The organism is Mesorhizobium sp. WSM2240 (genome assembly GCF_040438645.1).
Taxonomy (GTDB): domain Bacteria; phylum Pseudomonadota; class Alphaproteobacteria; order Rhizobiales; family Rhizobiaceae; genus Allomesorhizobium.
In genome coordinates, this window is sequence record NZ_CP159256.1 from 109,838 (window position 1) to 133,445 (window position 23,608).

21 protein-coding genes, 7 pseudogenes and 1 riboswitch are annotated in these 23,608 nt (G+C 60.3%); of the genes and pseudogenes, 9 read left to right on the forward strand and 19 right to left on the reverse strand.

From position 1 onward, the window contains the following. Positions 1-162: 162 nt before the first annotated feature. The 3 genes from ABVK50_RS30160 to ABVK50_RS30170 form a co-directional block, all read right to left on the reverse strand. Positions 163-438: an HU family DNA-binding protein gene (locus tag ABVK50_RS30160; RefSeq protein WP_353646616.1), complete on the reverse strand. Its 276-nt coding sequence runs from the start codon at positions 436-438 to the stop codon at positions 163-165. Between the two features lie 269 nt (positions 439-707). After that, entirely contained in the window at positions 708-1,217 is a 510-nt protein-coding gene (locus ABVK50_RS30165) for a GNAT family N-acetyltransferase (protein WP_353646617.1), read from the reverse strand. Positions 1,218-1,220: 3 nt separating this feature from the next. Continuing rightward, complete coding sequence (locus tag ABVK50_RS30170) at positions 1,221-1,520, reverse strand: DUF1778 domain-containing protein (RefSeq protein WP_353646618.1); 300 nt, start codon at positions 1,518-1,520, stop codon at positions 1,221-1,223. 351 nt (positions 1,521-1,871) lie between these two features. On the opposite strand from ABVK50_RS30170, the pseudogene ABVK50_RS30175 reads away from it, so the two are divergent. Beyond that, positions 1,872-2,339 (forward strand): annotated as a pseudogene (locus ABVK50_RS30175) (damage-inducible protein); the annotation flags it as partial. Positions 2,340-2,366: 27 nt separating this feature from the next. Here the strand turns inward: ABVK50_RS30175 and ABVK50_RS30180 are convergent. The 3 genes and pseudogenes from ABVK50_RS30180 to ABVK50_RS30190 form a co-directional block, all read right to left on the reverse strand. After that, positions 2,367-2,750, reverse strand: a pseudogene (locus ABVK50_RS30180) (tyrosine-type recombinase/integrase); the annotation flags it as partial. A gap of 268 nt (positions 2,751-3,018) precedes the next feature. Continuing rightward, positions 3,019-3,387, reverse strand: a pseudogene (locus tag ABVK50_RS30185) (hypothetical protein); the annotation flags it as partial. 611 nt (positions 3,388-3,998) lie between these two features. Further along, positions 3,999-5,222 (reverse strand): Fic family protein, encoded by a 1,224-nt coding sequence (locus ABVK50_RS30190; protein ID WP_353646619.1) that lies wholly within the window; start codon positions 5,220-5,222, stop codon positions 3,999-4,001. Positions 5,223-5,991: 769 nt separating this feature from the next. Here ABVK50_RS30190 and ABVK50_RS30195 point away from each other — a divergent pair. Then, on the forward strand, positions 5,992-6,246 hold the full coding sequence (locus ABVK50_RS30195; RefSeq protein ID WP_353646620.1) for an AbrB/MazE/SpoVT family DNA-binding domain-containing protein: 255 nt from the start codon (positions 5,992-5,994) through the stop codon (positions 6,244-6,246). After that, positions 6,240-6,560 carry a type II toxin-antitoxin system PemK/MazF family toxin gene (locus tag ABVK50_RS30200; protein ID WP_353646621.1) on the forward strand — a complete coding sequence of 107 codons (321 nt, stop codon included), beginning with the start codon at positions 6,240-6,242 and terminating at the stop codon, positions 6,558-6,560. Before ABVK50_RS30195 ends, ABVK50_RS30200 begins: the two co-directional genes overlap by 7 nt. A 267-nt stretch (positions 6,561-6,827) precedes the next feature. Here ABVK50_RS30200 and ABVK50_RS30205 read toward each other — a convergent pair whose 3' ends face one another. Then, positions 6,828-7,214, reverse strand: a complete 387-nt coding sequence (locus ABVK50_RS30205) for a thermonuclease family protein (protein WP_353646622.1) — start codon at positions 7,212-7,214, stop codon at positions 6,828-6,830. A 162-nt stretch (positions 7,215-7,376) separates the two neighbouring features. Between ABVK50_RS30205 and ABVK50_RS30210 the strand changes: the two are divergent. Beyond that, positions 7,377-7,686: pseudogene (locus tag ABVK50_RS30210) on the forward strand (hypothetical protein); the annotation flags it as partial. Between the two features lie 838 nt (positions 7,687-8,524). Next, a complete protein-coding gene (locus tag ABVK50_RS30215) occupies positions 8,525-8,968 on the forward strand; it encodes an SgcJ/EcaC family oxidoreductase (protein ID WP_353646936.1) in 444 nt (147 codons plus the stop codon). A 224-nt stretch (positions 8,969-9,192) separates the two neighbouring features. Here ABVK50_RS30215 and ABVK50_RS30220 read toward each other — a convergent pair whose 3' ends face one another. Continuing rightward, complete coding sequence (locus ABVK50_RS30220; protein ID WP_353646623.1) at positions 9,193-9,354, reverse strand: hypothetical protein; 162 nt, start codon at positions 9,352-9,354, stop codon at positions 9,193-9,195. 529 nt (positions 9,355-9,883) lie between these two features. On the opposite strand from ABVK50_RS30220, the gene ABVK50_RS30225 reads away from it, so the two are divergent. Together ABVK50_RS30225 and ABVK50_RS30230 are read left to right on the forward strand one after the other, a co-directional pair. Then, complete coding sequence (locus tag ABVK50_RS30225; protein WP_353646624.1) at positions 9,884-10,360, forward strand: hypothetical protein; 477 nt, start codon at positions 9,884-9,886, stop codon at positions 10,358-10,360. A gap of 720 nt (positions 10,361-11,080) precedes the next feature. Next, positions 11,081-11,191, forward strand: a pseudogene (locus ABVK50_RS30230) (helix-turn-helix domain-containing protein); the annotation flags it as partial. 99 nt (positions 11,192-11,290) lie between these two features. Here ABVK50_RS30230 and ABVK50_RS30235 read toward each other — a convergent pair. From ABVK50_RS30235 to ABVK50_RS30275, 9 genes and pseudogenes are all read right to left on the reverse strand, one after another. Continuing rightward, positions 11,291-11,629 (reverse strand): hypothetical protein, encoded by a 339-nt coding sequence (locus ABVK50_RS30235; RefSeq protein WP_353646625.1) that lies wholly within the window; start codon positions 11,627-11,629, stop codon positions 11,291-11,293. Positions 11,630-11,687: 58 nt separating this feature from the next. After that, positions 11,688-12,125: pseudogene (locus tag ABVK50_RS30240) on the reverse strand (trehalose-6-phosphate synthase); the annotation flags it as partial. A gap of 91 nt (positions 12,126-12,216) precedes the next feature. After that, on the reverse strand, positions 12,217-13,212 hold the full coding sequence (locus ABVK50_RS30245; protein WP_353646626.1) for a Gfo/Idh/MocA family oxidoreductase: 996 nt from the start codon (positions 13,210-13,212) through the stop codon (positions 12,217-12,219). Then, entirely contained in the window at positions 13,209-14,090 is an 882-nt protein-coding gene (locus tag ABVK50_RS30250; RefSeq protein ID WP_353646627.1) for a sugar phosphate isomerase/epimerase family protein, read from the reverse strand. Before ABVK50_RS30250 ends, ABVK50_RS30245 begins: the two co-directional genes overlap by 4 nt. A gap of 19 nt (positions 14,091-14,109) precedes the next feature. Next, complete coding sequence (locus ABVK50_RS30255; protein WP_353646628.1) at positions 14,110-14,943, reverse strand: carbohydrate ABC transporter permease; 834 nt, start codon at positions 14,941-14,943, stop codon at positions 14,110-14,112. Further along, a complete protein-coding gene (locus tag ABVK50_RS30260; RefSeq protein ID WP_353646629.1) occupies positions 14,940-15,863 on the reverse strand; it encodes a sugar ABC transporter permease in 924 nt (307 codons plus the stop codon). Before ABVK50_RS30260 ends, ABVK50_RS30255 begins: the two co-directional genes overlap by 4 nt. Positions 15,864-15,946: 83 nt before the next feature. Then, complete coding sequence (locus tag ABVK50_RS30265; RefSeq protein WP_353646630.1) at positions 15,947-17,146, reverse strand: sugar ABC transporter substrate-binding protein; 1,200 nt, start codon at positions 17,144-17,146, stop codon at positions 15,947-15,949. A gap of 28 nt (positions 17,147-17,174) precedes the next feature. Then, entirely contained in the window at positions 17,175-18,158 is a 984-nt protein-coding gene (locus ABVK50_RS30270; protein ID WP_353646631.1) for an alpha/beta hydrolase, read from the reverse strand. Then, entirely contained in the window at positions 18,155-18,751 is a 597-nt protein-coding gene (locus ABVK50_RS30275) for a GntR family transcriptional regulator (protein WP_353646632.1), read from the reverse strand. Before ABVK50_RS30275 ends, ABVK50_RS30270 begins: the two co-directional genes overlap by 4 nt. A gap of 191 nt (positions 18,752-18,942) precedes the next feature. Between ABVK50_RS30275 and ugpC the strand changes: the two genes are divergently transcribed. Further along, positions 18,943-20,031: a sn-glycerol-3-phosphate ABC transporter ATP-binding protein UgpC gene (ugpC, locus tag ABVK50_RS30280; protein WP_353646633.1), complete on the forward strand. Its 1,089-nt coding sequence runs from the start codon at positions 18,943-18,945 to the stop codon at positions 20,029-20,031. 279 nt (positions 20,032-20,310) lie between these two features. Here the strand turns inward: ugpC and ABVK50_RS30285 are convergent. Next, positions 20,311-20,618: pseudogene (locus ABVK50_RS30285) on the reverse strand (EamA family transporter); the annotation flags it as partial. Between the two features lie 447 nt (positions 20,619-21,065). Further along, a riboswitch (Fluoride riboswitch) is annotated at positions 21,066-21,127 on the reverse strand. A gap of 349 nt (positions 21,128-21,476) precedes the next feature. On the opposite strand from ABVK50_RS30285, the gene ABVK50_RS30290 reads away from it, so the two are divergent. Then, a complete protein-coding gene (locus tag ABVK50_RS30290; protein ID WP_353646937.1) occupies positions 21,477-21,887 on the forward strand; it encodes an MFS transporter in 411 nt (136 codons plus the stop codon). Here the strand turns inward: ABVK50_RS30290 and ABVK50_RS30295 are convergent. Further along, positions 21,884-23,497, reverse strand: a complete 1,614-nt coding sequence (locus ABVK50_RS30295; RefSeq protein ID WP_353646634.1) for an FAD-dependent monooxygenase — start codon at positions 23,495-23,497, stop codon at positions 21,884-21,886. The genes ABVK50_RS30290 and ABVK50_RS30295 overlap by 4 nt on opposite strands. Positions 23,498-23,608 lie beyond the last annotated feature (111 nt).

Below are 23,608 nucleotides of genomic sequence, written 5' to 3' on the forward strand. Positions count from 1 at the left end.
ACAGGCATTGAGATGATCGCCCCGGGCGGACCATGAAAACGGCGGCGGGAAACGATCGGGGAGCGGGTTTGGAGCGGCAATGCCACCCTCCCGGGAAACCCAGCCCGCCCTCATCGGTTTATTAACATCCCACAGCGAGGCCGGGGGCGGCCTTTCACTTGCCTAGCCGTTGAGCGTGTCCTTGACGGCCTTGGCTGGAGAGAAGGTCAACTTCCTTGCCGCGGCAATCTTGATCTTCTCGCCATTTGCCGGGTTGCGCCCTTCGCGTTCCGGCGTCTCCTTGACCTTGAACTTTCCGAATCCCGGCAGCGAGACCTCCGCGCCGCTCGCAGCTGTGTCGACAATGCCCTTCAGCACGTCGTCAACGATTGCCTTGGCTTGCGCCTTGCTCACGCTGTGCGTCTCCGCCAGCTTTGTCACGAGTTCGGATGTGTTCATTGATGTTCTCCCCAAGGTTGATTTCACCGCCTCTATGGCATGGGGCCGGCGCTGTCATCAACTGCTCAATTGTCCCGCAAGCGCACGCTAGCGCAAACCATGCGCTCCTCCTCCGCCGCTGGAGCGAGGCGAAACGGAAGCGGCGTCGCAAGATCGGCGTGCCGTCTGCACGAGTCTTACCGGCTGCAAGCGATGCCTTACATCTCGGGCAGGCCGCCAAGCCTTTGCGGAACTCCCCATTAACGGCCAAGCGACAGCTAAAATTGAACCTATCTTTGTACTGCGGCAGTCGAGGCGGCAATCGCAGCAATCGAACGGAACAAGACGAGCGGATCGTCCTTGGACGGAACGAAGCCACGCCGTTGCCAGAAGGCAGCGGCTTCGTCGTCAACGGCGTTGACCATCAGTGCGCGACCGCCAACGAGCCGGGCCGCAGTTACGCAGCGCTCAAGAGCGTGTTTGACCAGACCTGTTCCAATCCCACGGCCTACCCAGCCGATGTCGGTTGCAAGTTGCCCGAGCAACAGGCACGGCACCGGATCGGGCGGTTGACCGGTGCGGATGGAGCGAGGGAGCACGTTCGGAACGACGGCGGTCGGCGCGAGACCATAATAGCCAACGACGCGTCCGGCATCATGCACGACCAAGACGGCGGTGAAGCCCTTCTCCTGATTGGTGAGCGCGCGGGTCTTGAGCCAATGATCGAGAGTTGGCGTGCCGCAGGTAAACTCGGAAACGTCGTGGGCTGCGGTGAAAAGTTCGGGAGTTGAGAGGACCACGGCTCAGCGCTTTGCGATGTAGCCTGGTTCCCACGGCGCGGGGCGCTTTGCCAACTTCACCATCTCGGGCACTGGGCTTGCGGGCCCGGACAAAGCCGCCATGAAGTCCGAGAAGCCTTCCGGGCTCATGCGGATGAGCCGGTTTTCCATCAGCACATCCTCGGCCGCGCGAACGGCAGCCTCACGCACGAAGTCCGTGCGCGATCGGCCGCGCAGGCCTGCGGCGCGATCGATCATTGCGACGTCGGCCTCGGGAAGGCGCATTGAAATCGGGTGTTCCTTGCGTTCAGCGGTAGTGGTCATGGTTTTCTCCTGTGCGGAAAGATAGATGAGCGTAGCGCAAAATGCAATACACAGTGTAGGTAATGTCAATCAGAACCGAAGGTTGACCCCGTGCAAAAAGTCCGTCGCCTTGATTTGCTGACATGAATCGAGAGTGGGGGGTCACGATCGGTGCCGATGATGATCCCACCTGCATCGCGAATTTTGCAAGCAAAGTCGCGCATTAAGTTGAGAAGGGTCAACCTTCGGTGCTGACTCACAAGAATCGAATGCCTCCTCCCGCAGGAGCACGACACCATTCAAGGTTAACTCTTAGCCAAGACGAGAACAAATGTCGAACATATCACAGGCTTTCCGCGTTTCAAGGGTCGGATGAGTGTATCGGCGCCCCCTGCTGCCATTTCCGAGCTTCGAGAACGCATCGCGCGCCTCGACGGCGGAAACGCGCGCGCCCGGGCGGTTTTGCCGTTCGGAGTGGCCGCGATTGACAGGGTTCTGCCGGGAGGGGGATTGGCTTTTGGCGGTCTGCACGAGGTCGCGGGTGGTGGAAATGGCGCCGTCGATGGCGCGGCCGCGGCACTCTTCGCTGCCGGTATTGCCGCGGGCACGGCGGGCAAGGTGCTGTGGTGCGTCACCCGGCCCGATCTTTTCGCGCCTGCGATCGAACAGGCCGGCCTTCCTCCGGGACGGGTAATCTATGTCGAAGCCGGGGATGAAAAATCCGTTCTCGCCTCTTTCGAAGAGGGTCTTCGCGGAGGTTTTGGCGCTGTCGTTGCCGAGATTGCACGGCTTTCGATGACAGCCTCACGGCGGCTTCAGCTCGCCGCCGAAAGCTCCGGCGCCATTAGTCGGGCAGGGGAGGGGACTTTAGATGGTGAGGTTGGTGCGGAGCCGATCGCGACGGCGCTGGTACTTGCGGGTCATCTCGGCAGAGGCATGGCCGAGTTGCTCTTGCACGTATCGCTCCTCAATGTCGGCCGAGGAGGCAAGCCCGGCGCGCAGCGAGTGTCATGAGAACAACAGCGCGCGTTCCCCTTCGGGGAGATCGGAGCGGACGCCAGCGGCGAGCGCCGTCTGCTTGACCAGGCGCGTGACGTGCTTGTCTGACAGACGCTCAACATCGACGGTCTTGTTGTCCCTGAAGATGCGCCGGAAGAGGGGGCCGGGGGTGATGCAGCCGTACCGGATCCAGGTTTCCAGCGCCACCACGGGGCAGGAGAGGTCGCTGGAGCCGTGGCCGACCTCGACCTCGCCATGGACGCCGGGGAGGCTGGTTTCTATGGACCCGCGGCGCAGTGGCTGGAAAAGGCCGCGCTCGCCTATGATGCGGGGGCCGGTTCGAGGACTGGATCGAAAGGATCGATGGCCTCATCGAGAGGCATCGGCGCAAATCAAGCTCAAGCCGCTGCTCGACGCGTTGCGCCCAGGCGCATAGCCATGGTCGTTTGGCCTTTGGAGAGCCAAACAGCCAATATCGTCAAACGAAGGCTGCAACATCGTCGATAGACCCTGACCGGCGCTATTCCAGACGGTGGCCAAGGGTCCGATATCCGGTCCGCCGCTTCGCGGCCATACGCGCCAGAACCTGCACGGCCCCGTCGACACAATCATAGACGAGAACGTCGGACTTGCCCTGATGTTCGCGATGCAGGCGCCCGACATACTGGGCGAGCGTCCCCTTCCACGAGATCGGCATGGTGAGGAACAGCGTGTCGAGCCGGTGGTCGTCAAAGCCTTCTCCGAGATAGCGGCCTGTCGCCAGAATGAGCCGTTCCTGATCGTCCGATACGCGAAGGGCAGTCTCGGCCGCATTGCGGTCCACAGCCTTCATGCCGCCGCGCCGGAGCGCACGCAAATAGCGCGCGGAAAAATCCCGCTCCAAAGCCTCTGCAAAGCTTGGCCGATCAGCGGCCGGGCCAGTGAGAGCCGGCGTCGCGGATTCCTCGCCCATTCCGGCGGGCACGATACCGACACTGACGACATTGAGGATGCGATCGACCGAACGCTGGAGGTCATCAACCCTCCGATCGACCGAGCCGAGAGCGAAAAACCCATAATGTTTTTCTACCAGATCCGGATACGTGGTCAGCCGTCGCTGAATTTCGTCCCAGCCCACAATATGAACCGAGAACAGATCGGCTTTTCGGTGTTCCGCAGTAATCTTGCGGACGTGCTCTTGCAGGGACTGGTCGTTTTCCGCGGTCGTCGCGATTGTGAACTCTGCTAGCGGCGGCGTGAACGACTTAGCTTCTCGACCTCAGTGGTGATCGACTGCTTGGTGAGTGGCTTGGGCGGCCAAATCTTCTTTCCCTTGCACTGCACGATGCGAATCATCACGGGAGCCATAGATATCGACCCCGTGTTGCCGTTGACCCTGACGGCCGTGTCGTACTGTATTAGGATCGTTCCACTCACGCCCAAATACATCAGCACAGATATCCTCGAACTCGTCCCAGTTCTTTGGCGGTGGCAGTTGCGAGAGGGGAGGGTCGGCATGATCTACTTGTCTGGTAAAGTTGCAGTTGTCCGTCCGGCAAGTCCCTGCTCCACCAGGTCCCCAACAAATCGGCTAAACGGCACAATATTTTGATGAACGCTGGCTTGTTCTAGGGCTGCCATGTAGTCGGCCCTGCGTTCAACCGGAATCACCGTCCAAGGATACCCGCCCTCCGCCAGCATGACATCCATCAAGAATCGGCCAATGCGGCCGTTATCATCCATGTAGGGGTGAATGTAGACGAAGACGAAGTGCCCGAGCACAACACGGACCGCTGGGTGCTCCTCGCCTTCCAACATCTCGAAAAAGACCGGCATGGCGTCGCGCACGGCGGCCGGCGAGAGCGGCACATGCATGGAGTTGCGGATAAACACACGGTCGCTTCGATATCCGGCGAGGTCGCCCGGCTTCGCAATGCCGGCTGTGACGCTGGGGGCGAAGAGCTCGCGATACCAGGTGCCGTGATGGTGATCGACGACCGTGCCGGGTTTCTCGTTGCTGAGGACGGCGGCAACGCTTTGTTTGACAGCTTCGAACGCCTGATAGTAACCGCGCGCGGCGAGCGCATCGCGATGCTGGCTGTCCTGCGCATCATTGTCGGGGTTCCAGGTGCCACTGCGCACCGGTTCGATCAGCTCCGGGCTCAACCGGTAGCCTTCGATCGAGAGCGAGTGGTAAGCATCCGTAACGTACACGTCATCGACGCGCTTGAGGTACGCCTCGACATGGCTTGGCCTTCCCGGCGCCCTGGGAAAATTTTCGATGATGGCACCGCGCATTTCTTGCCACATCAGCCGTATCCGTGCGGCGTAGGGAGAGGTTTCGCGGCGCGGCAGCGCGAGCTCGAGGCGTGCATCGAACGGATCGGTTTCACGGGTGTAGCCGCCTGCCTGCATGCTGCGCACGATGTCGTCGGCAATGCGGTCGCGACCGATATTGCGAAAGGCACCGGCCAATCTGCCGGCGATCGTGCTGTGACCGCCCTCTAAGAGCCTCGATAAGATTTCCGATGCATCCGAAAACAGAGCGAGCGCGGTGCGCGCCTCGGTCGCCTTTTGCGTGAAGAAGGCGGCGGACGCTTCGATCAGCGCCAGCGCCAGCGTGTAGAGACGCAAACCCTCAACTTCGACTATGTCTCGCGCTGGCGGCATATTCGCCCGCATATCGAATATCGAGGTGCCGTGCAGAAGTTTCGTCGGTTTGTTTCCCCCGGCCGGGCTGCGCACGAGCAGTTGCCTAGGCACCGTTCGGCTGCCAGCGTGGAAGGAGAGAGATTGCTCCGGACCGATGCACCAGTCCTTGCCGAACCGATCATTCAGGTAATTCGCGCAGAAGTCCCAGAACGACGCATACCAGCCGGTCGTTTCGCCCTGACGCTGATTGGAATACGTTGCAAGTAGCTGGATAATCGAAATCCCGGCCGCGCCGTCACAATCGGTAGGTGGAGAGCCGTTCTTCCGGCCTGATCAAGGCCTGCGAGAGGAATCATCTTTGGGTGCCCTCCATTTACGACGAGGGTACATAGCTTGCTGGTAAGCTCCGTATGGCGTCAATAGTCTGAAGGGGATGACCCGTGCCAAAATTCATGACGAACGGATATGGAGATCGTGAGGGGTACGACCGCACCCCCGTGACCGTTCGAGATGCAGCTCACGCCCACGACGCGAAGCTGCAGAAAAACGGCGTCTTGATGGGGATCGCGGGCGCTCCCGTGCAAATCCGCAACCCCGACGCTGCTCAAGTTGAAACGGCAAATGGCCGGTTTATGACCCTCCCTACTCCTGAAAATCCACAGCCAGGACGTTGTAGCCCCAAAGGGCGAGTTGCGGAGGCCGGTGCGCGCCATCCATGGCACCGAAGAGACGGCCAGAGCCTTGTGGCAAAACAGGTTGAGATATCGAGCGATGTCGGTCCCACGCACTCTGTTCGTGATTACATTGTTGTAACGGTATTCCGCGGGTGCTATATGTTTTTGGCAGAGTAGTGGAGAGCGTCATGTTGAGCGCGGTCAAGAAATTCGGCAATTCCGCAGGGATCATCATACCCAAGCCACTCCTGAGCGAGATTGGCGCTCGGGCAGGCGACCATGTCGAACTTCGGGTCGAGGGTGACCGGATCGTGATCGAGCGCGTCATCAACCCGCCCCGCCAGGGCTGGGCCGAGGATGCTGCCCGGCTTGCCGCTGAGGGCGACGACGAGCTGGCATGGCCGGAATTCGCCAATGACGACGATGCCAAACTCGCATGGTGAAACGTGGCGAGGTGTGGCTTTCCGCGCTTGATCCGACGGTCGGCAGCGAGATCCAAAAGACGCGACCGTGCCTGATCGTATCACCGCCTGAGATCCACGACCACTTGCGCACCGTCATTGCGGCGCCGATGACTTCCGGTAGCAAACCTGCAGGATTTCGTGTGCCGGTGGCATTCCAGGGCGTGGACGGGCTTATACTGCTAGAGCAAGCTCGAGCGCTGGACAAGCGCAGACTGCTGAAGCGCCTCGGGAGTGTCCCGGATACTGTGCTGAGGCAGGTTCTGAAAACGCTGCGCGAACTCTATGAGGAGTAATCTGAACCTTGTGCTGACTGCGCGTGACGATCTGGCCCCGCGGCCAACCAGCGATGCGCCGCGGAACAGGGTCGGCTCGATCGTCAGCACATGAAGCGCGCAAAATTGCAGTCATAGTCGATCCTGTGAACCAGGGGAGCTCGATGTACTTATTCGCCGTTACCCCGATTCTCGCTCCGTGGGGGCGACGTCCACGAGTTGGATGAATCGACCTCCGCCACTTGATCAATGACGATGATTGAATCGCTGTCGAAGCGGCCAAGCAGTTCAATCACACCAACTGCGACGCGATTCTTCCCATCGCCGTGCGAGCCCTTCAGAAACAAGAATCCCGCCGAGGGACTGACGGTCGCGATAGACGGTGCGAAGCTTGCGGCCATACTGATCTTCGTCGCGCCATCCGGCCGACAGGGAGAAGCTGCCGGCATTGAGCAGACTGTTCAGCCGACGCTTGGCCGCTTCACCCAATTGCGCCTCACGCACGCAGCGCGGTGGACTGAGTTCGGGCGTGTCGATATCGGCGATGCGGATCTTCTCACCACGAAACCAGGAATTGTCGCCATCGACCACGCGGTTTGTGCGAGCCGCGCCGGCGCAGATGGAGAACGTGGCCGAAAAGGTGTTCGACGCAGGCGCCTGGAAGAACGCCGCCACGCGATGGAAACCGCCACTGTCCCGCAGATGATAGAATCCGACCGCACCCGCGATTATGACGATCCGGATCGAAATGCGCCTCTTCGGCGCCACGAATATCGTGGCTTCGAATACCGGCTCGGGCTTTTTGTGTATCGGCCACTGGCCTCGCGCGGATATCTACTGCTCGGCATGTCGAGGGTGACGGTCAACGCCAAGCGGCAGAGCGGGCAGGTGCTCGGGATCGATGGCGCCAAGCGCGGCTTTCGCTTTCCTGTGTGGCAACTCGACAAGGACGGCCGGCCGTTCGGGGCATTGCCGGCACTCCATGCGATGTTGGGCGATAGCGCTGGGCGGCTACCGATTTTTGGTGTCGCGCCACGGTACGCTCGATGGTCGAACGGGGATTGAAAATCAATCACTAATGTCGAAAATCGCTCACGAAGAGATGTGGGTGTCGATAACAAGAACAAGCATACCCGCCAGCCATTGACCAGAATGGAGCCAAAATGCCTTCAAAAGAGTTCTCTCGCGAGGACTGTTCGCGCCGGTTTGGGAGAAGCCGACACAGGAGGTGGCCAGGGAGCTTGGCGTTTCGGATGTCGCAATCGCCAAGCTGTGTGCCCGTCTTCAGGTTCCCAAACCGCCCCGAGGCTACTGGGCCAGGGTTCAATCCGGGCAGACGCCGAAACGTCCGCCACTTGCGGGGTTGGTCGCAAACGCCGGGAAACGGCACGTGCGAAAGCAGTTGGAGCATTGTCGAAACTGCAACAGGAATTCTACCAGGCTGCGCTCAGCGAGTTGGACGCTCGCGGTACGGATGTGGATGGACATGCCCGTAACGTTCACCACCACGTAAGAGGACCGGCAGATTCTCTAGACCGATGCCGAGCAACATAGGGGGTGGGCCAGAACGGCCCAGATAGCCGCAACTGGCAGCCAGGAGGGCGCTCGCGACAGTCGCTAACGGGAATGCGGGTCAGCCGCTGCTTCAGCAAACTTACCGCCCCTTCGTACCTTCCCAGTTGAAACGACGCTATGGATACTACCGATCCGCGCGCGCGCTCATTCCGGTCTCAAGCTCCATAAGGACAACGCGCAGGAGAGTGCGAATTTCGTCCCGAGCGGCGCCGTACTCTACGCCAGCTGCTGCACGAGCGTCTTGGCAGTCTCGCGCCAAAACATGCGGCAGCCAATTTGAAGTCATGAAACTTTCGAGAGTGCGGATGGTTTGGACCACACCCAAACGGCTGATCGACAGCCCAGCAACCCGGGCGTATGGTTTTGACGCGGCATCGGCCGGGCTGTGCCGCCATTCGTGGGAGGACACCATGGTTAGACTGCTTACTGCAATTTTTGCCGTGCTTTCCCTTTGCCTCTTAGCGTGGTCCCCAGCCAAGGCTGACCCGGTCGAAGATCAGGTGAAAGCCGCTTACTCTGCCTGGGACGCTGCGTTTAACAAAGCAGATGCAAAGGCGGTTGCGGCGTTCTACACCGATGACGCGATCTTCTTGCCCGCCACTCACGACGTGATTAAGGGGCGGGACGGGGTCGAGAAATTCTTTGACGGACTCTTCGGCATGGGGGTAACAGGCCACAAGCTCGAACTGATCGAGGCACAGGGTGACGGCAACCTGCTGTTCGGCACGGCGAAATGGTCGGCCAAGGGCAAAGACGCCAATGGTGCGGATCAGCCGTGGGCCGGGGTGGCAACCCACGTCTTCGAAAAGCAGGCAGACGGCAGCCTTAAACTCAGGCTGCACACCTTCAACTGAGGGTGATCGCGGAGCTGCCGACCAAAACCGCACCCCGTCCGATGCCACTGTTGGCCGGGCCTCCTGGTCCTGATCAGCTTGGCGCAACTTCTCGTGCTGTTTACCGTCTGACTTGGGACTGTTCGCCTCGCAGGCGCGACCGCGCCGCCACGATCGATGTATTTCGACGGACGTCAGTAGCGCCCACGCAATAACAGTGCCCAGGCCAGGGCAGATTGTCGTACTCAATCGAGAGCTGTCCAGCCTCGAACCCAGAAATCTTCGGCTTCCGGCGTGTCCATGTCCCATTGCCTGATTTCGATCGCGGCCCCAACGGCGATTGCCAACCGGCGCCCGCCCAACGCCCAGTAACGGTCCACAAAGTCGAACTCGTCGAAGCTTTTCACCTGTGGGGCCGCGGTCGTTTTCGGCGGGCGAGTCTCATTTGGCGTTCGGCGAACGCTCTCGGCTTTGCCGCAATTCCCGTGCCTTCGCGATTATCGCTCTCAGCCTCACCAGTTCGATCGGCAACGGGAACCGGTACCTGCCAAGGACGTAAATATCGTTGTTTACGTCCTTCTGCATGCGCCACAGCGAATAGCCGTCGAATGACGTGCTCCTCGCGAGCGCCCTGGATCACACGGCGCTAGGCACCACCGCTCAGACGCCGGCCGGAGGCAAACGCGCGCTGGCGGGCTGCTAGCCGCCCTCGTGTTTGATTGCGGCTGCCGCGAGCACCATCAGCGCATAGGTGACTTCTCGTCCTATCCGCCGCCCGGGTCGCCCGTCTGCGAAGATATGCCGAAATTTTGGTATGTTCGCAAGCTGATCGACTGTCGGCGCGCTGCCACTTTACCGCGGCGCTTGACCTTGCGCGGGCTTTGCGCAAACTGCCGGCCATAGTGCTTCGCGCCGGCCATCATTCACGAGGACAGCATGACCCGCATCGCCCGTTTCGCCATGGCCGCAACGCTGGCCCTCGGTTCGTTCATGACGCCGGCAGCTGCGCCCGCCGCCGACATGAGGATTTACCAGCAGCAAGATTCTGGGGTCTGCGCCGACAGGCGCTTTCTGGCCAAGATCACCGACCGCTTCCGTTACCAGGTGCGGCACGTTCCGCACCTGCCCGACGTCGCGATTACCGATTTCCAGCGCATCCGCGCCACCCTTTTCGAGCCGAGAGCCGAGCGCAAGCCCATCGCGCGGCAATATTGCGAGGCTGACGTCCTGCTTTCCGACGGTTACACGCGCAACATCTGGTATCTCATCGAAGGCGGCATGGGATTTGCCGGCATCGGCGACAATGTCGAATTCTGCGTCGACGGCTTCGACCGCTGGTATGTCTATAACGGCCGCTGCCGCGTCCTGCGCCCGGGTGTGGATAGGATTCAGGTGGGGACGGCCTACAAATGACGGCTTTCTGCGCTTCCGGTGCTCATGCGCAGGGCTGTCTTGGTGATCGCGAGCCCCGCGGCTGTCCACGCCAAGCCGGCGGGGGGAATCCGTGTGTCCGGGGCCTCTGAGGCCGTGCAAGAAGGCGGCTGCTACCGATGACTGCGTATCCAATGAGGCGTTACATCGACCCACAATCGCGGAGAGGCTTTTGCGGAGCAGAACTCCCACTCATGCTCGATGAGAGATATTGAGTGCTTTAACCGCTTGGCGGCGAGAACCTCGTTCAAGGCGATGTTCAGGTCGTCGAAACGGTGTCCCTTGGGCGGTTACCCCATACCGCTGAGCCATCTGCTTCATGCCCCGATCGATAGCGACCAAGATTGCACCGTTGCTAACGCCTCGGCGCACACCGCTTCATCAGGTGTTTTGTCGGGCAGTACGTTGCGATGACAGATGACGGTGTGCCCACCTTCAGAAAACACACGCCCGACTGAACCAGTACGCCAGCATCAAGAAAAATTGTGAGTTTGATGTTGGCCGAGTTCAAGCGGCTGTGTCGTATTCAATGGCCGCGCATCGGATATTGGCCGGACCTAGTAGGCGAGACGGATCGATCCGGCCGCTGGGAGTATACCACAGCGAGGCGCTCATTGCACCTTGGCCAACAGGGTAGGGCTATCCCTTCGGAGGGGTGCTGGCAGCCCGCTTTATACCGGGATGAGGTAAGCCGGGAGGCAGATCGCCAAGGAGCTGAAAATCACTCAGCGCGCGGCGCTCGGCCTCGTCGCCGAACTCGGCATCCGCGAAGTGATGGGCCGGAGCCGCTACCGGGCGTGGGGTGTCCTGTGACGTCGTTTGCCAGGGCCGGTTGACGGCAAGACATGCTTCCGCAACTGTTCAAGCCGAATGCGTGCCAGTGGTACGTGCAAGCGACTGAAATAATGCACATTACAATTGCGTACGGGACCGCATATTGGAGGCGATAATGATCTCGGAGTTCGTTTCTACGCCGAATTTCTGCCGATACCAAACCTCCGCGACGATGACCATAAGGTCGTCGCGCCTGCCTTCCGCCGCCTGAACGATTCCGGCTTTCAGGACATTGGCTTCCTCGGGATTTTCCGCGAGAGCTGCCACGATCTCGTCGAGATCGGGAGAGCCGCCTGAAGCAGCAATTGGATGTGTCTTGAACATCCTCGCGACATTCGCTGCCTTGATTTCGTCCAAAGCGCGCATCACGTGCTCCAACACCTCGCGTGCGTTCTCAATCTTGTCGTCATTGCCCATCAGTCGTTCCAATTTCCTGTTCGGTAACCTGTTTTCGCTCACCGCTATCATAATGCTTCTAGGAATCCCGGCACCATTTTGAGATGTCGTGCTTCAGCAGGTGCTGCATCATCTGGTTCCAACGATGGCGACGCTTTTCCATCGACATGGACAGCGCCTGGGCGATCGCGTTGGCGACGGCTTCTGAATCGTAAGGGTCGACAAGGATCGCCCCGTCGAGTTCGCGAGCCGCACCGGCAAGCGCGACAGCACGAGCACGCCCGGATCCTCAAAGCGCTGGGCGGCGACATATTCCTTCGCGACGAGGTTCATGCCGTCGCGGATCGGTGTGACAAGGCCGACCCGCGCCACGCGATAAATCCCGGCAAGCGCGTCGCTTGCCCAATCGACCGGTCACGTGACGGATTGGCACCCAGTCCGGCGTTCCGTGTTGCCCGTTGACCCGGCCAGCGAACTCGGCCACGTGCCGTTGCACGGTGGCATATTGGAGAACTTCCGGTATCTATACAGCGAACGCGGTACCTCGTCTGCCTTCGCTAAATGCCGTCGAACCGGCTTAGAGACCGCGCTGTTTGTCTTGACGATGCTCACAGACTGAGCTCACGCCGAAGTGTCTCCAGGCGCTCCATGGCGATAACGCCATCGCCGATATTGGGGGCTGCCGTCGCGGCGCCGCCAAGCGCGGGAACGACGTCGGCAAGAAGGGAATAGTACCCCTTCGGATCCTCGTTTGCGGCAGCGGTAAAATTCGGCTTCCATGTAAGGCTGTCGATTGTATCGGAGAGGGTTGCCCCCGGATCGTCTACCTTGAAGGGCGGATTGCGGTTCCACCGGATCTCGACGACGTTGTCAATCTCGATACGCTGATGGTCGCCCATCAGTTCGATGCGCTCCACGGGCGCGCCGCGCGACTGGACCGTACCCATGGCGATCGTACCGATTGCCCCGCACTCGAAATCGAAATTGACGTGGAAGAGCACCTTGCCGGGTTCCTTCTCGACCTTGCGCGCCGTGAGCTTCGCGACCGGCGAGACGAGGAAGGAAACCAGGTCCATATAGTGCACGCAGTGATGCAGGAAAAAGCCGGTGTAATCGACACTACCGGCGAAATAACCAGGAGCGGTCATATAATAGCCTGTAAGTCCCAGGACAGGGCCGAAGCGGCCGGACCGTACGATGTTCGCCGCGATCTTGTTGCCGGCGGAGTAACGTTTCATGAAGCCGACGAGGAGCGGTTTTCCTGCGCGCTCCGACGCTGCCTGAAGCTCGCGCGCGCCAGCGGCGCTGCCTGACGGCGGCTTTTCCATGAAGACGGGCAACCCCCGCTCCAATGCCGCCCTGCCGAAGGCAAGGTGCTGATCGGGACCAACGGCCATGCCGACTGCATCGATTCCAGGCATTCGGATCAGTTCTCCTGCATCCTTGGTCAGCCGGGAGACGTTGAACTGGCGGCCGGCGGCTTCCGCCCGCTTGCCCTCTATGTCGCAAAGAGCGGCCAGTTCGACATCGTGGCGAACGAGTTGGGGGAGAAGCATCTGTGTGGCGTGGACGCCGCACCCGATCCAACCAATTTTCAAGGTCATCTGCGATATTCCGCAAGCAGGATATGAGATTTGATGAAGGTGGCGCTCGCTGAAAGCCGCTCGCTTTCGTCTTCGTGAGGCGGTCGCCATTGCGCGAAGGGCACGCCGAACCGGTCGTCATTGCGGCGGAAGGGCTCAAGCGAGACGGGGCCGCCGTAACCTATTTCATGAAGCGCCCGGAAGATGTTGACCCAGTCGGTCGAACCCGTGCCGGGAAAGCCCCGATGGTTCTCGTTTGCCTGGAAATGCACGACGCGGCTGCCGCCAAGTCGGATGGCTTCGGCAATGGAGGCCTCTTCCATGTGCATGTGAAAGGTATCGAGCATAAGCTGGATGGCTGGATGGTCGACGGCGTTGAGCAGTTCGATCGCCTGCTGCGTCGTGCACAACACGTCGCTCTCGAACCGGTTGAGAGGTTCGATGGCGAGGATTACACCCAGTTTCTCAGCATGATCGCCGGCTTCCTTCAATCCGGAGACGCAGCGCGTCTTGCGCGCGCAACGCTCTTGCTCGGTCACTGGCTGCGGCGGCCGGCCGGCAAAGACCAGCGGATTGCCCGTTAGGGGACCACCGACCACGGTCGCGCCGAGAGCTGCGGCGCAGTCAGCCGTATATTTCAGATAATCGATGCCCGCCCTGTGCGCCTGCTGATCCTCGGAGGAGAGATTACGCTGCAGATTGACGCGAGCCGCCAGCACAACACCGAGCCCCGCATCATCAAGCGCCCTGCGTGTTTGCCTAAGATCGAGCTCGCCGGGTTCGGGCACGAGCAATTCAACGAAGTCGTAGCCGAGTTCCCGCATGCGCAAGAACAGGGGGAAGTGTGCGGCCGTGAAAGGCCTTGCATATTGCATAGATATTAACCCCACGGGGTTCATGTTCATCCTCTTTTTGAAATCAGCCCTTCACAGCGCCTTGGGTGAGACCGCCGATCAGCCGGCGCTGGACGAGAAGGAAAAGCACAGTGGCGGGCAGGGCGCCGACGACCGCGCCGGCGGCGAGAAGACCCCATTCGATCTGATACTCGCCGATCAGCGTCTGGATCGCCACGGTTACCGGGCGGACATTCCGCCCGCCGAGCGTCAGTGCGTAGAGATATTCGTTCCAGGCGGTTATAAAGACGTAGATGCCCGTCGAGATGATACCGGGCATCGTCAGCGGAAGGACGACGCGCCGAAGCGCCGCCAGTCGCGAGCAGCCGTCGATCATCGCCGCCTCATCGAGGCTTTTCGGGATCGCGCCGATGTAGCTGGTCAACATCCAGACCGCAAAAGGGATCGCAACTGTCGCGTTCGCCAGGATCAGGCCGAAATGCGTATCGAGAATGCCGGCTTTGCGCATGAGCACGAAGAGCGGCAGGATCAACAATACCACCGGGAACATGTTGATCAGCAGGAACTGCAGCATGAGCAGCCTGCGCCCCGCGAAACGGAAGCGCGAAAATGAGTAGGCAGCCGTTACGGCCACTGCGAGGCCAAGGATGACCGTGCCGACGGCGATGATCAGACTGTCCAGCATATTGTCGAGAAAGGAAGTCTGACGAAGCAGCCGGCCGTAGTTCCCAAGGCTCCAGGCTGCGGGCGACACCGAGACGCCGGTCGCGTTCAGGACGTCAGTTGGTGTCAACGAGGTGAGAACCATCCAGGCAAAGGGCGCCAAGGCGAAAAGCACAATAATGAACACCGGAAGATCGGTCGTGAGGATGCGGCGGGCGGTGCGTGGTTTGTTCATGCTTCCACCTCTCGCATGGTGCGGGTCAGGTACACGGCGACCACGGCGCCCAGCAAGATGGTAAAAGTCACGGCGATTGCCGTGCCGTAGCCGAAGTCAAGATTTTGTCGCGCACGCACGAAGGCGTAGAGGGGCAGCGTGTGCGTAGCATAGCCCGGTCCGCCGCCGGTCATGACGAAGATCACGTCCATGGAATTCGCGACCCAGATGACGCGAAGCAAGCCGGCTGTCGCCAGAATTGGCGCGATGCCCGGAAGCGTGATGTGGAGAAACTGTCGCCATGGCGTGGCCCCATCGAGCGAGGCGGCTTCGTACTGGCTTCTCGGGATACCCTGCAGGCCGGCCAAGATCATGACGGCAAAGAAAGGGAAGCCTTGCCAGGTGAGGGTGGCAATAATGGCGTAAAGCGCAAGATCCGGGTCGGCAAGCCATGGCACCGCCGTGCGTACGATCGAGAGGTAGAGCAGGATGTCATTGAGCACGCCGGTGTTCGGGTCGTAGATCCAGCGCCACATCAGCGCTATGACCACACTGGGCAGTGCCCAGGGTATGATGATGAGGGCGCGGGCAAGCCCGCGCCAGGGGAATTCCCGGTTGAGCAACAGGGCCGTGAGAAGGCCGAGCCCCATCTGGAGCGGTACCGTCAGTCCGATCCAGATCGCGGTGTTGCCGAGCGATGTCCAGAAGACCGGATCGGCGAACAGTTTTATGTAATTGCCGAAACCGACGAAGCGGCTGGCATTCGGCTTCCACAGGATCAGGTCGTAAAGGCTGGTGAGCACCGCCTGCGCCATTGGAAAAAACACGATGACAAGTGTCACCAAAACCGCCGGGGCAAGCAAGGCGAAGGGCATGAGCCGCGCGGACGCCGGAGTGGCGATCACAATGTCGGATGGCGGGGAGGAAGCGATCATGGTCATCTGGAATCAGGCCCGTAGAGGCGTCAGCATTTCCCCTCCGCCCGCCAAAAGGGGCGGAGGGGAATTTTCAGGGCGGGCTAACGTCACTTCGCGAAGAGCGCTTCGAGCTGCTCCATCATTTGCTGCGAGGTGATCTGCCCGGTCAGCGCTTGCTGCATTGCCGTCTGCCACGCGGTGTTGACGAATTCAGACGTCGCCGTGTTCTGCGGCAGCACATGTGCGAAGGGCAGGGACTTGACAGTGGCTTGGACGAAGCGGCGTTCATGCAGCGACCAGTTTTCCGAGCCGCTCTTGGTCACGGGCATCTGGCCGGTGGCCTTGTTGAATTCCACATTGTTCTCGCCTTCGGCGAGGAAGGAAATCCATTTCCAGGCAGCGTCTTTCACTTCAGACGAAGAAAAGATGGCAAGCGACTCATCGCCGTAGGAGGTCCAGCGGCCGCCGTTGCATTCCGGCACGGGAACGGCCGATACCTTGTCGCCAAGCGCCTTGACCATATCGTTGGACGAGCCGATGTGATGAATGGTCATCGCCGTCTTGCCGCCCTTGAACGCGCCGATGATTTCCTGAAAACCGTCATTCGGCGCCGATGGCGGAATGACCTTGTCCTTTTGGAAAAGGTCGATGAGCCACTGGTTGGCGGCGATCGCTGCGGGCGTGGTGAGGCCTCCGGCCTTCAACTCGGCTCCCCGCGAAAGCACAAAGGCTCCCCACTGGTCCCATCCACCCTTTCCGCCCCGAAAACCAAAGCCGTATGTGTCCGGCGCCTTGGTCAGCTTGATGGCGGCGTCGCGAAATTCATCGCAGGTCGTTGGCGGCGTTAGTCCGGCCTCATGGAAAAGATCGGAGCGATAATAGAGGTAGAGCACTACATATTGGACGGGAAGATAATATTGCTGCCCGTCGGGCCCCTCGTTGAGTTGGAGCAGATTGTCGAGCAGATCGGCCTTGCCCGCCCATGCGTCGATCCGCTCTCCGATCGGCTCCAGCGCGCCCATTTCCGCAAGGCGGGGCTGGGCAAACAGCTTTACCATCGCCGTGTCAGGGGCATTTCCACCAACAAGGGCGGTGTAGAGATTATCGTAATAGCTGTTCCACGGAACGTTTTCGGCCTCGATTTCGATTCCGGGATTGGCCGCCTCGAACTTAGCGACGAGATCGGCCATCGGATTTTCCGGATTGTCGAAATGATACCAGAAACGAACCGTTTCAGCTGAGGCGAAATTTGCGGCCAGTGTCGCCGCTAGGGTCATGCCTGCGGCCAAAGTCTTTAGGAATCTCATAGTCTCCTCCTTTTGAAAAACAGACAGGCTACTGCGATGCAGCCATCCTCCTCGCATCCTTGGCCGCCGTGGACAGCGCCTCCCGCGCCGCCGCCAGATCCATGGTGTTCTGTAGAAATCCGTGGGTGACTCCTGGAACGACCGCCACGGTTTCTTTGCGGCCAAGCGCCGCGAGGCGCTCATGCAGAATCAATGTGTCAGACAGCAGCGGATCGACTGCCGCTGCCAAGAGGTGTAGCGGCGGCAGGGTAGCGAGAGCGTCGTCGCTTGCAGCCAGCGGACAAGCGAGGGGATCTCCCGCTACATCTTTGCCGCCCGCATACCAGCCCCAGTAGCGTTCCATCTTACCACGGGTTAGGCCTGGTCCGTCGGCGAAGTCTCGGTAGGACGGCGTAGCGAAATTACGAGCGTAGGTGCCGTAAAAGAGCAGCGCTCCAGCGACACTGAAGAGGCCCGCTGCCTGCTCATGAAGCGTCGCCGCCAAGGCAAGATTGGCGCCCGCCGAGTCTCCGGCGACGAGCAACGGACCGCGCTGGATCCCTGCAGACTCTGTCGCCGCGAAGGCCGCCCGCATGCAGCCGATCACGTCCATCAGCCCAGCGGGGTATGGCTGCTCGGGAGCGAGCCGATAGTCGGGGACGAGAACTGGCATGCCGACCTCGATCGCCAGGACGCGTGCGCAGCGCTCGTGCGTCTCGGGACTGCAAAAGGCGAAGCCGCCGCCATGAACGAACAGGATCGCTCCTGCCGCATGATCACGCGGTCCAAGCACCCGCATCCGGCAGCGGGACGAGCCGAGTTGCGCGTTTGCTTCGACCCAGACATCGGCTTCCTTCGCAACCGGTGGCAGGTTCTTGTTCCAGCGCCGGTTGATTTCTTCCGAAACGGCGCGACCGTCCGCCGGCGCCATGAGTGTCGGATCGGGCTGAGGGCCGGACTCGGCGGCCACCAGAGCAATGAGAGCCGCCATCTCCGCCGAAAGCTGCGCCATGCCGGCCGAAATAACGTTCATTGGCTTGCATCCGGAAATACACTCGGACCGAGATCGACGATGGTCGCGATATGGTGGTGAAGGGCACTGGTGGCTCGCTCGGCATCGGCGCTTTCGATAGCCTCGATGATGGGGCCGTGGCGCTGCGCGGTGGCGAGCAGATCGCGAGGCATCGTGCTGCGTGATATCTTGAAGCGATGATTGTGCACGAGGCAACGGTGCAGAATGGGGTCCAGCGCCGGCAGACCGGCGTCCTGGAAAATACGTCGATGAAAGTCGCGGTCAAAGGAGGCGAGTTCCAACTCATCGCCCGATCGCGCCGCTTCGGTCATATCAGCCAACAATGCCTTCAGGTCGGGTATCAGGGAACGGCTAGGTGCCCGTAGCACGCGGGCGATGCCGTTGCATTCGATCTGCTGGCGGACACGGAACATTTCGATGGCCTCGTCCTCGGTGCATGCGGATACCTGCGTACCTCGATGCCCCTTTCGCAGGACAAGACCTTCCTCCTGCAACTGAAGCAGGGCTTCCCGAACGGTTCCCTGGCTGCAGCCGAAATGCGCTGCGAGGTCAAGTTCGGTCAATACTGAGCCGGCCGGCAGCGTGCCCAGCATGATGTCGCGCTTCAGTGCATTGAAAGCCGTGGCGGACTTTGCCGGCCTTGCCGCAACGGGCCGGCCATCCAGCCGGGCGGAAAAATACGACATCAAAATCGACCTGATAGTTGCAAACTGCGTTCCACATCATTATCGATATTGATATCGATAATGATGTCAAGGCCGAAAGGGACCTTCAGGAGAACGCAGTGACGGCAATTGCATTGAGGCAGATCAGGAAGTCCTACGGCCCACTTCAGGTCATCCACGATGTCGATATTGAGATTGCAAGCGGCGAGTTCCTTGTGCTCGTAGGGCCGTCCGGCTGCGGAAAATCCACACTGCTTCGCATGATAGCAGGGCTCGAAGAAATTTCAGGCGGTACGCTGGACATAGGTGGCAAAGTGGTGAACGGGCTGGCGCCCGCCGAGCGCGACATCGCCATGGTGTTCCAGGACTACGCCCTCTATCCGCATATGAGCGTGCGTGAAAACATGGCCTTCGGGCTAAAGATGCGCGGCGAACAGGAAAACAGGATCGACAAGCGTGTTTCCAAAGCGGCGAACATGCTGAAGATCGTGCCGCTTCTTGAGCGCCGTCCGGCTCAGCTTTCTGGAGGGCAGCGCCAGCGTGTCGCCATGGGCCGCGCCATCGTACGAGAACCTTTGGCATTTCTGTTTGATGAACCCCTATCGAATCTCGACGCGGCGCTCCGCGTCGAAATGCGCCTGGAGATCGCGAAGCTGCACAGCAGGATGAAGGCAACCACCGTTTATGTCACGCACGATCAGGTGGAAGCTATGACGCTGGCCGACCGTATCGCCGTCATGAATGCCGGGATGGTAGAGCAGATCGGCGCTCCGCTCGAGCTCTATCATCGCCCAGCGAGTCTCTTCGTCGCCCAGTTCATCGGCAGCCCAACAATGAATATTGTTCCGGCGCAGATCACCTCTATCGCCAAGGGCATGGCATCGCTCCACATTCTCGGTCGCGATATATCACTGCCGGAATTGCGTGGTCAGGCGCCCCATCAGGGCGCCATCACGCTCGGCATCCGGCCGGAAGACCTGGCAACCTGCCCGCCGGAGGAAGCCTGGTTCAGCGGCGAGCTGGCGGTCGCCGAGCGGCTCGGCAGTCAAACATTTGGCTATGTTGAAGTTGGCGAGGGGCACATGCTTACGGTGGAGTTCCCGCGAAATGAAACAGTAACGGTAGGCGAGCGCATCCATGTGCGGGGCAATCCCGTGGCCATACATCTGTTCGATCGCGAGACGGGCAGGCGGATCAACCAGTCGTGATTGTCTGAGAGGCCGCTGATTGAGCAGGCCCGTGGAGCGATACCGATGAGCGGTTCTGAAGGTGCTTGCTCCTGTCTTGACTGTGTCCAACTCACGGGGGTGCTGCTCGTTGGAGCGCCGATGGGCCGCCCGCGGCCGAGCGCTTCACCAAGGATCTGTGGACCGAGCGCGGGTCGGCGGAAAAGCCAAGGCACATCACGTTCGTGGAATTCGGCGGCGATGCCAACTTCCTTCGAATAGTTCTTCAGGAGTTCGGTGAGTTCGGCAAATTGCTCGCCCGCTGAGCTTGTCGATTGGCGCGTCTCTTGCGGCATCATCGAGCTTGAGCGCCCGGAAGTAACATATCCATGAGCCGCCCGTAGCAATGCCGGAGAGTATCAGGAACAAGTAACTTCGGCCAGAGATTGTGCTCAAGGATTGGAACTGTTGGTTCGCCGCGAGTTTCGCGCCGAGGACGATCAGGATAACATGGTGCGGATGAAGGTGGCAAAATCGGAGTTGACGTGTTCGACGCCGATCTTTGTCAGAGCCGCGTAGACGGCCGAGAGCAGCGCCCAGAACTGCCACCATATCAAAGCATTCATCATGGGTCCCAGTTCAGGCGAGTTCGGACGATGTCGAATCCCCGCGAACAAGGCGGCAACCGAGATCGCGACCGATGAAAGCGCGTAGGCTCCGGCCATTCCCACTTCTCGCGTTCGTAAAGGAGAGCCACATCAAAGCGATAACGTCGAGAAGGTGGTGAAACCACCGAGAATGCCGGTGATCAGGAATAGCCGCCATGCTGCTCCGGATCTGCTTTGAGGGCGAACCAGCCTGCCAGCAGGCCCATTGCAAGCGAGCCCGCGACATTGACGGCAAGCATCCCGAAGGGAAAGCTGGCGCCGAGAAAATGGAGGGCGCGATGTTGGCGGCGTGGCGAAGAGCTCCGCCGAGCCCGCTAAGACCAATATTTACGAGAAGTATTGCTGCATGATTGGTCCCTGTCACCGGGCGGTCAGGACCGCACAACCCCTACCGCGCTGGAAAATCGGCGTTCAATAGGAGTCATTAGCCAGAATGGCGGTTATCGGGGGAACCCATGCCCATCATTGCACCAAAAGATAGCGTGAATGAAACACAGCGGAAGCTGTCCTCGTCGGATTGTCGCGCAGAAAATGGAGGTCAGCCTTCCACACCCGATCGCAGATTTGCCGACGTTCGCAATTCGGGTCGATCCAGCCTTGTTTACCTGAAAATGAACGGTTTTCGGAAGATGAGGCGAGGCTGGGTTCACGCCTCATCGCGGGCTCGTGAGCTTCACATTATGGGCTGCTGCTTATGCTTGAGGGTCTCGGTAACAGCAACAGACGATCTTCGGAGATCGCATTTGCGATCTCTTCCCGATTTGGAAATCATCATTCAATTGCAGTCGTTGAGCATTGCCCTGCTGGCTCCGCGTGCTGATGCTCACCGGAGGGTGTCTCGCGCTGCTCTACTCTCGAATTCAGCGCGCCATCGGCTATGCCGGTGTCTTCGCCTTGGGATATACCGCCATGGCTGCTGGCTTCCTACTGCTGATCCTGCCGCAGGCCACGTTGCTGAGCTTCGCCGGCGCTGCGTTGATCGGGGCTGGTTATGCGGTGGTCTCGCCCAGTTTCGTCGCTATAACGCTCAATTTCGCGCCGCCGCAGCGACGAGGCCTTGCGGGCGGCGTTCTGACGGCATCGGTCTTCATTGGACAGTTCTGCTCGCCGTTACTCAGCACGCCAGTGACTTTAGGCTTTGGGTATGATGGACTGTTCCTCGGCGCGGCTGTCGTTTTGGCAGGCATGGCCTCAGTGGCATTAACGGGCAGTGTAACGCGCTCGTGCTAGACACGCTTTTGGCCGAAAACAGCATTCCAATAGTCCATTAGACCCGTCGCTCGCCACGATTCGCCTCGCCAGCCGAGATAGCCATCCGGCCGGAAAAGGAAGGCGGCTTTCCGACCTCCATATGCGGTTGCAAAACCGCCGTCGGCGTCCTTGTAGATAGCTATTCCAGGTACGTTCGGCAGATCGTCGGCTTCAGCCGAAACGATTGCCACCACTCGGCAGGAGTCGTTCCATTGCGCCCGATTGACCTGGGTGAAAGCCGCGAAATCGGCGAAGCGGTCCGCCACATATGCACCAGGCAAGTGAGCGATAAGAACGTGATCCGTGCCGCGCAGAATGTCGAAAAGACGAAGCGGAAAACCGACATTGTGCCGCCGCAGGCCTGCTACGTCGGGAGCCCGGTCGCCGGGCGCAGGCGCGGAGTCGGCGACGTCCGTGCCGTCGCCCCTCACCCAAGCACTTTCCCGATAAGATACAAGGATCTGCGTGTCAGCGAGACGATCGGGTTTTCCTCCCCTTTCGCGACCGTATCCGATACTTGCCGCCTTAGTACGCTCCACCACCTCGGCGCCGACCGGACGGCGCTCGGCTTCGTAGCTGTCGAGCAGTGCATCCGGCGCCGCTCCTTTAAGGACAAGGGCGAGCTTCCAGGCGAGGTTGTACGCATCCTGAACGCCTGTGTTCATCCCCTGGCCGCCCGTGGGCGGGTGGATATGGGCAGCATCGCCCGCAATGAAGACGCGGCCTTGGCGGTAACGATCGGCAAGCCGCATGCTGATGCGGAAAGTGGAAGACCAGCGCAGGTCGCTAATTTGGGGCTTGTCGGGCAGAATGCTATCCGCCACCGACTGGATATCGCGGAGTTCCGGCCCGCTGGTCTCGGCCTGAATGCCATGATCCGAACCGCCGGCAGTATTGAGTTCCGGCGGCGCCAGCATAGAAACACGGTAGCGACCTTGCTCCGGCAGCGGAACGGCGATGAACATGTCCGGAGGGCCGCCTTCGACGAGACGCAGAGCGCGAAGCGATAGTCCGCGGGGCAAATCCCAGTCAATGTGAACATCGCCAAGCATGAACATCATCGGGAAGGCTTCGCCCGGAAACCCAATACCAAGCGCTTGCCGGACAGCGCTGTGCGCGCCGTCACAGCCGACGATGTAACGGAAACCAGCCTCCTCCTCATTTCCGTCGCAGGCAAGCCGGACAATGGCTTCGCAGTCGTTTTGCGTCAGGCCGACCAGATTGAAGCCCCGCTCGACCTCGATACCGTAGCCGGCGAGATGGGCAGCAAGCAGGCGCTCCGTTTCGTACTGCGGAAGACCCAACTCTGCATAAGGCAATTCCGGCAGGTTGAGACGAATATCAGTTGGCGGCCGGCCATGGACAACGGAGCGCATACCCTCGATCCATAGGCCTGCATCAATCATCGTTCGGGCAATGCCCATGTCGTCCCAAACCTCGAGCGTGCGCGGCGTCACACCGATGGCCCGGCAATAAGGCAAGGGCTCCGGAAGCCGGTCTATGATGCGGCAGCGAATACGGTGACGGGCGAGTTCGGCCGCCATCGTGAGTCCGACGGGGCCCGCTCCCACTACCAGGACATTTCCCACAATGTCCTCCTCCCATGGGAAAAGCTCATTGAGAACCGCGCCAGGCCAGAGGTCAATGGGAAAAGAAGGACGCAGGGGACGAAACCCGCGAACGCTGCCATTCTGACGCCA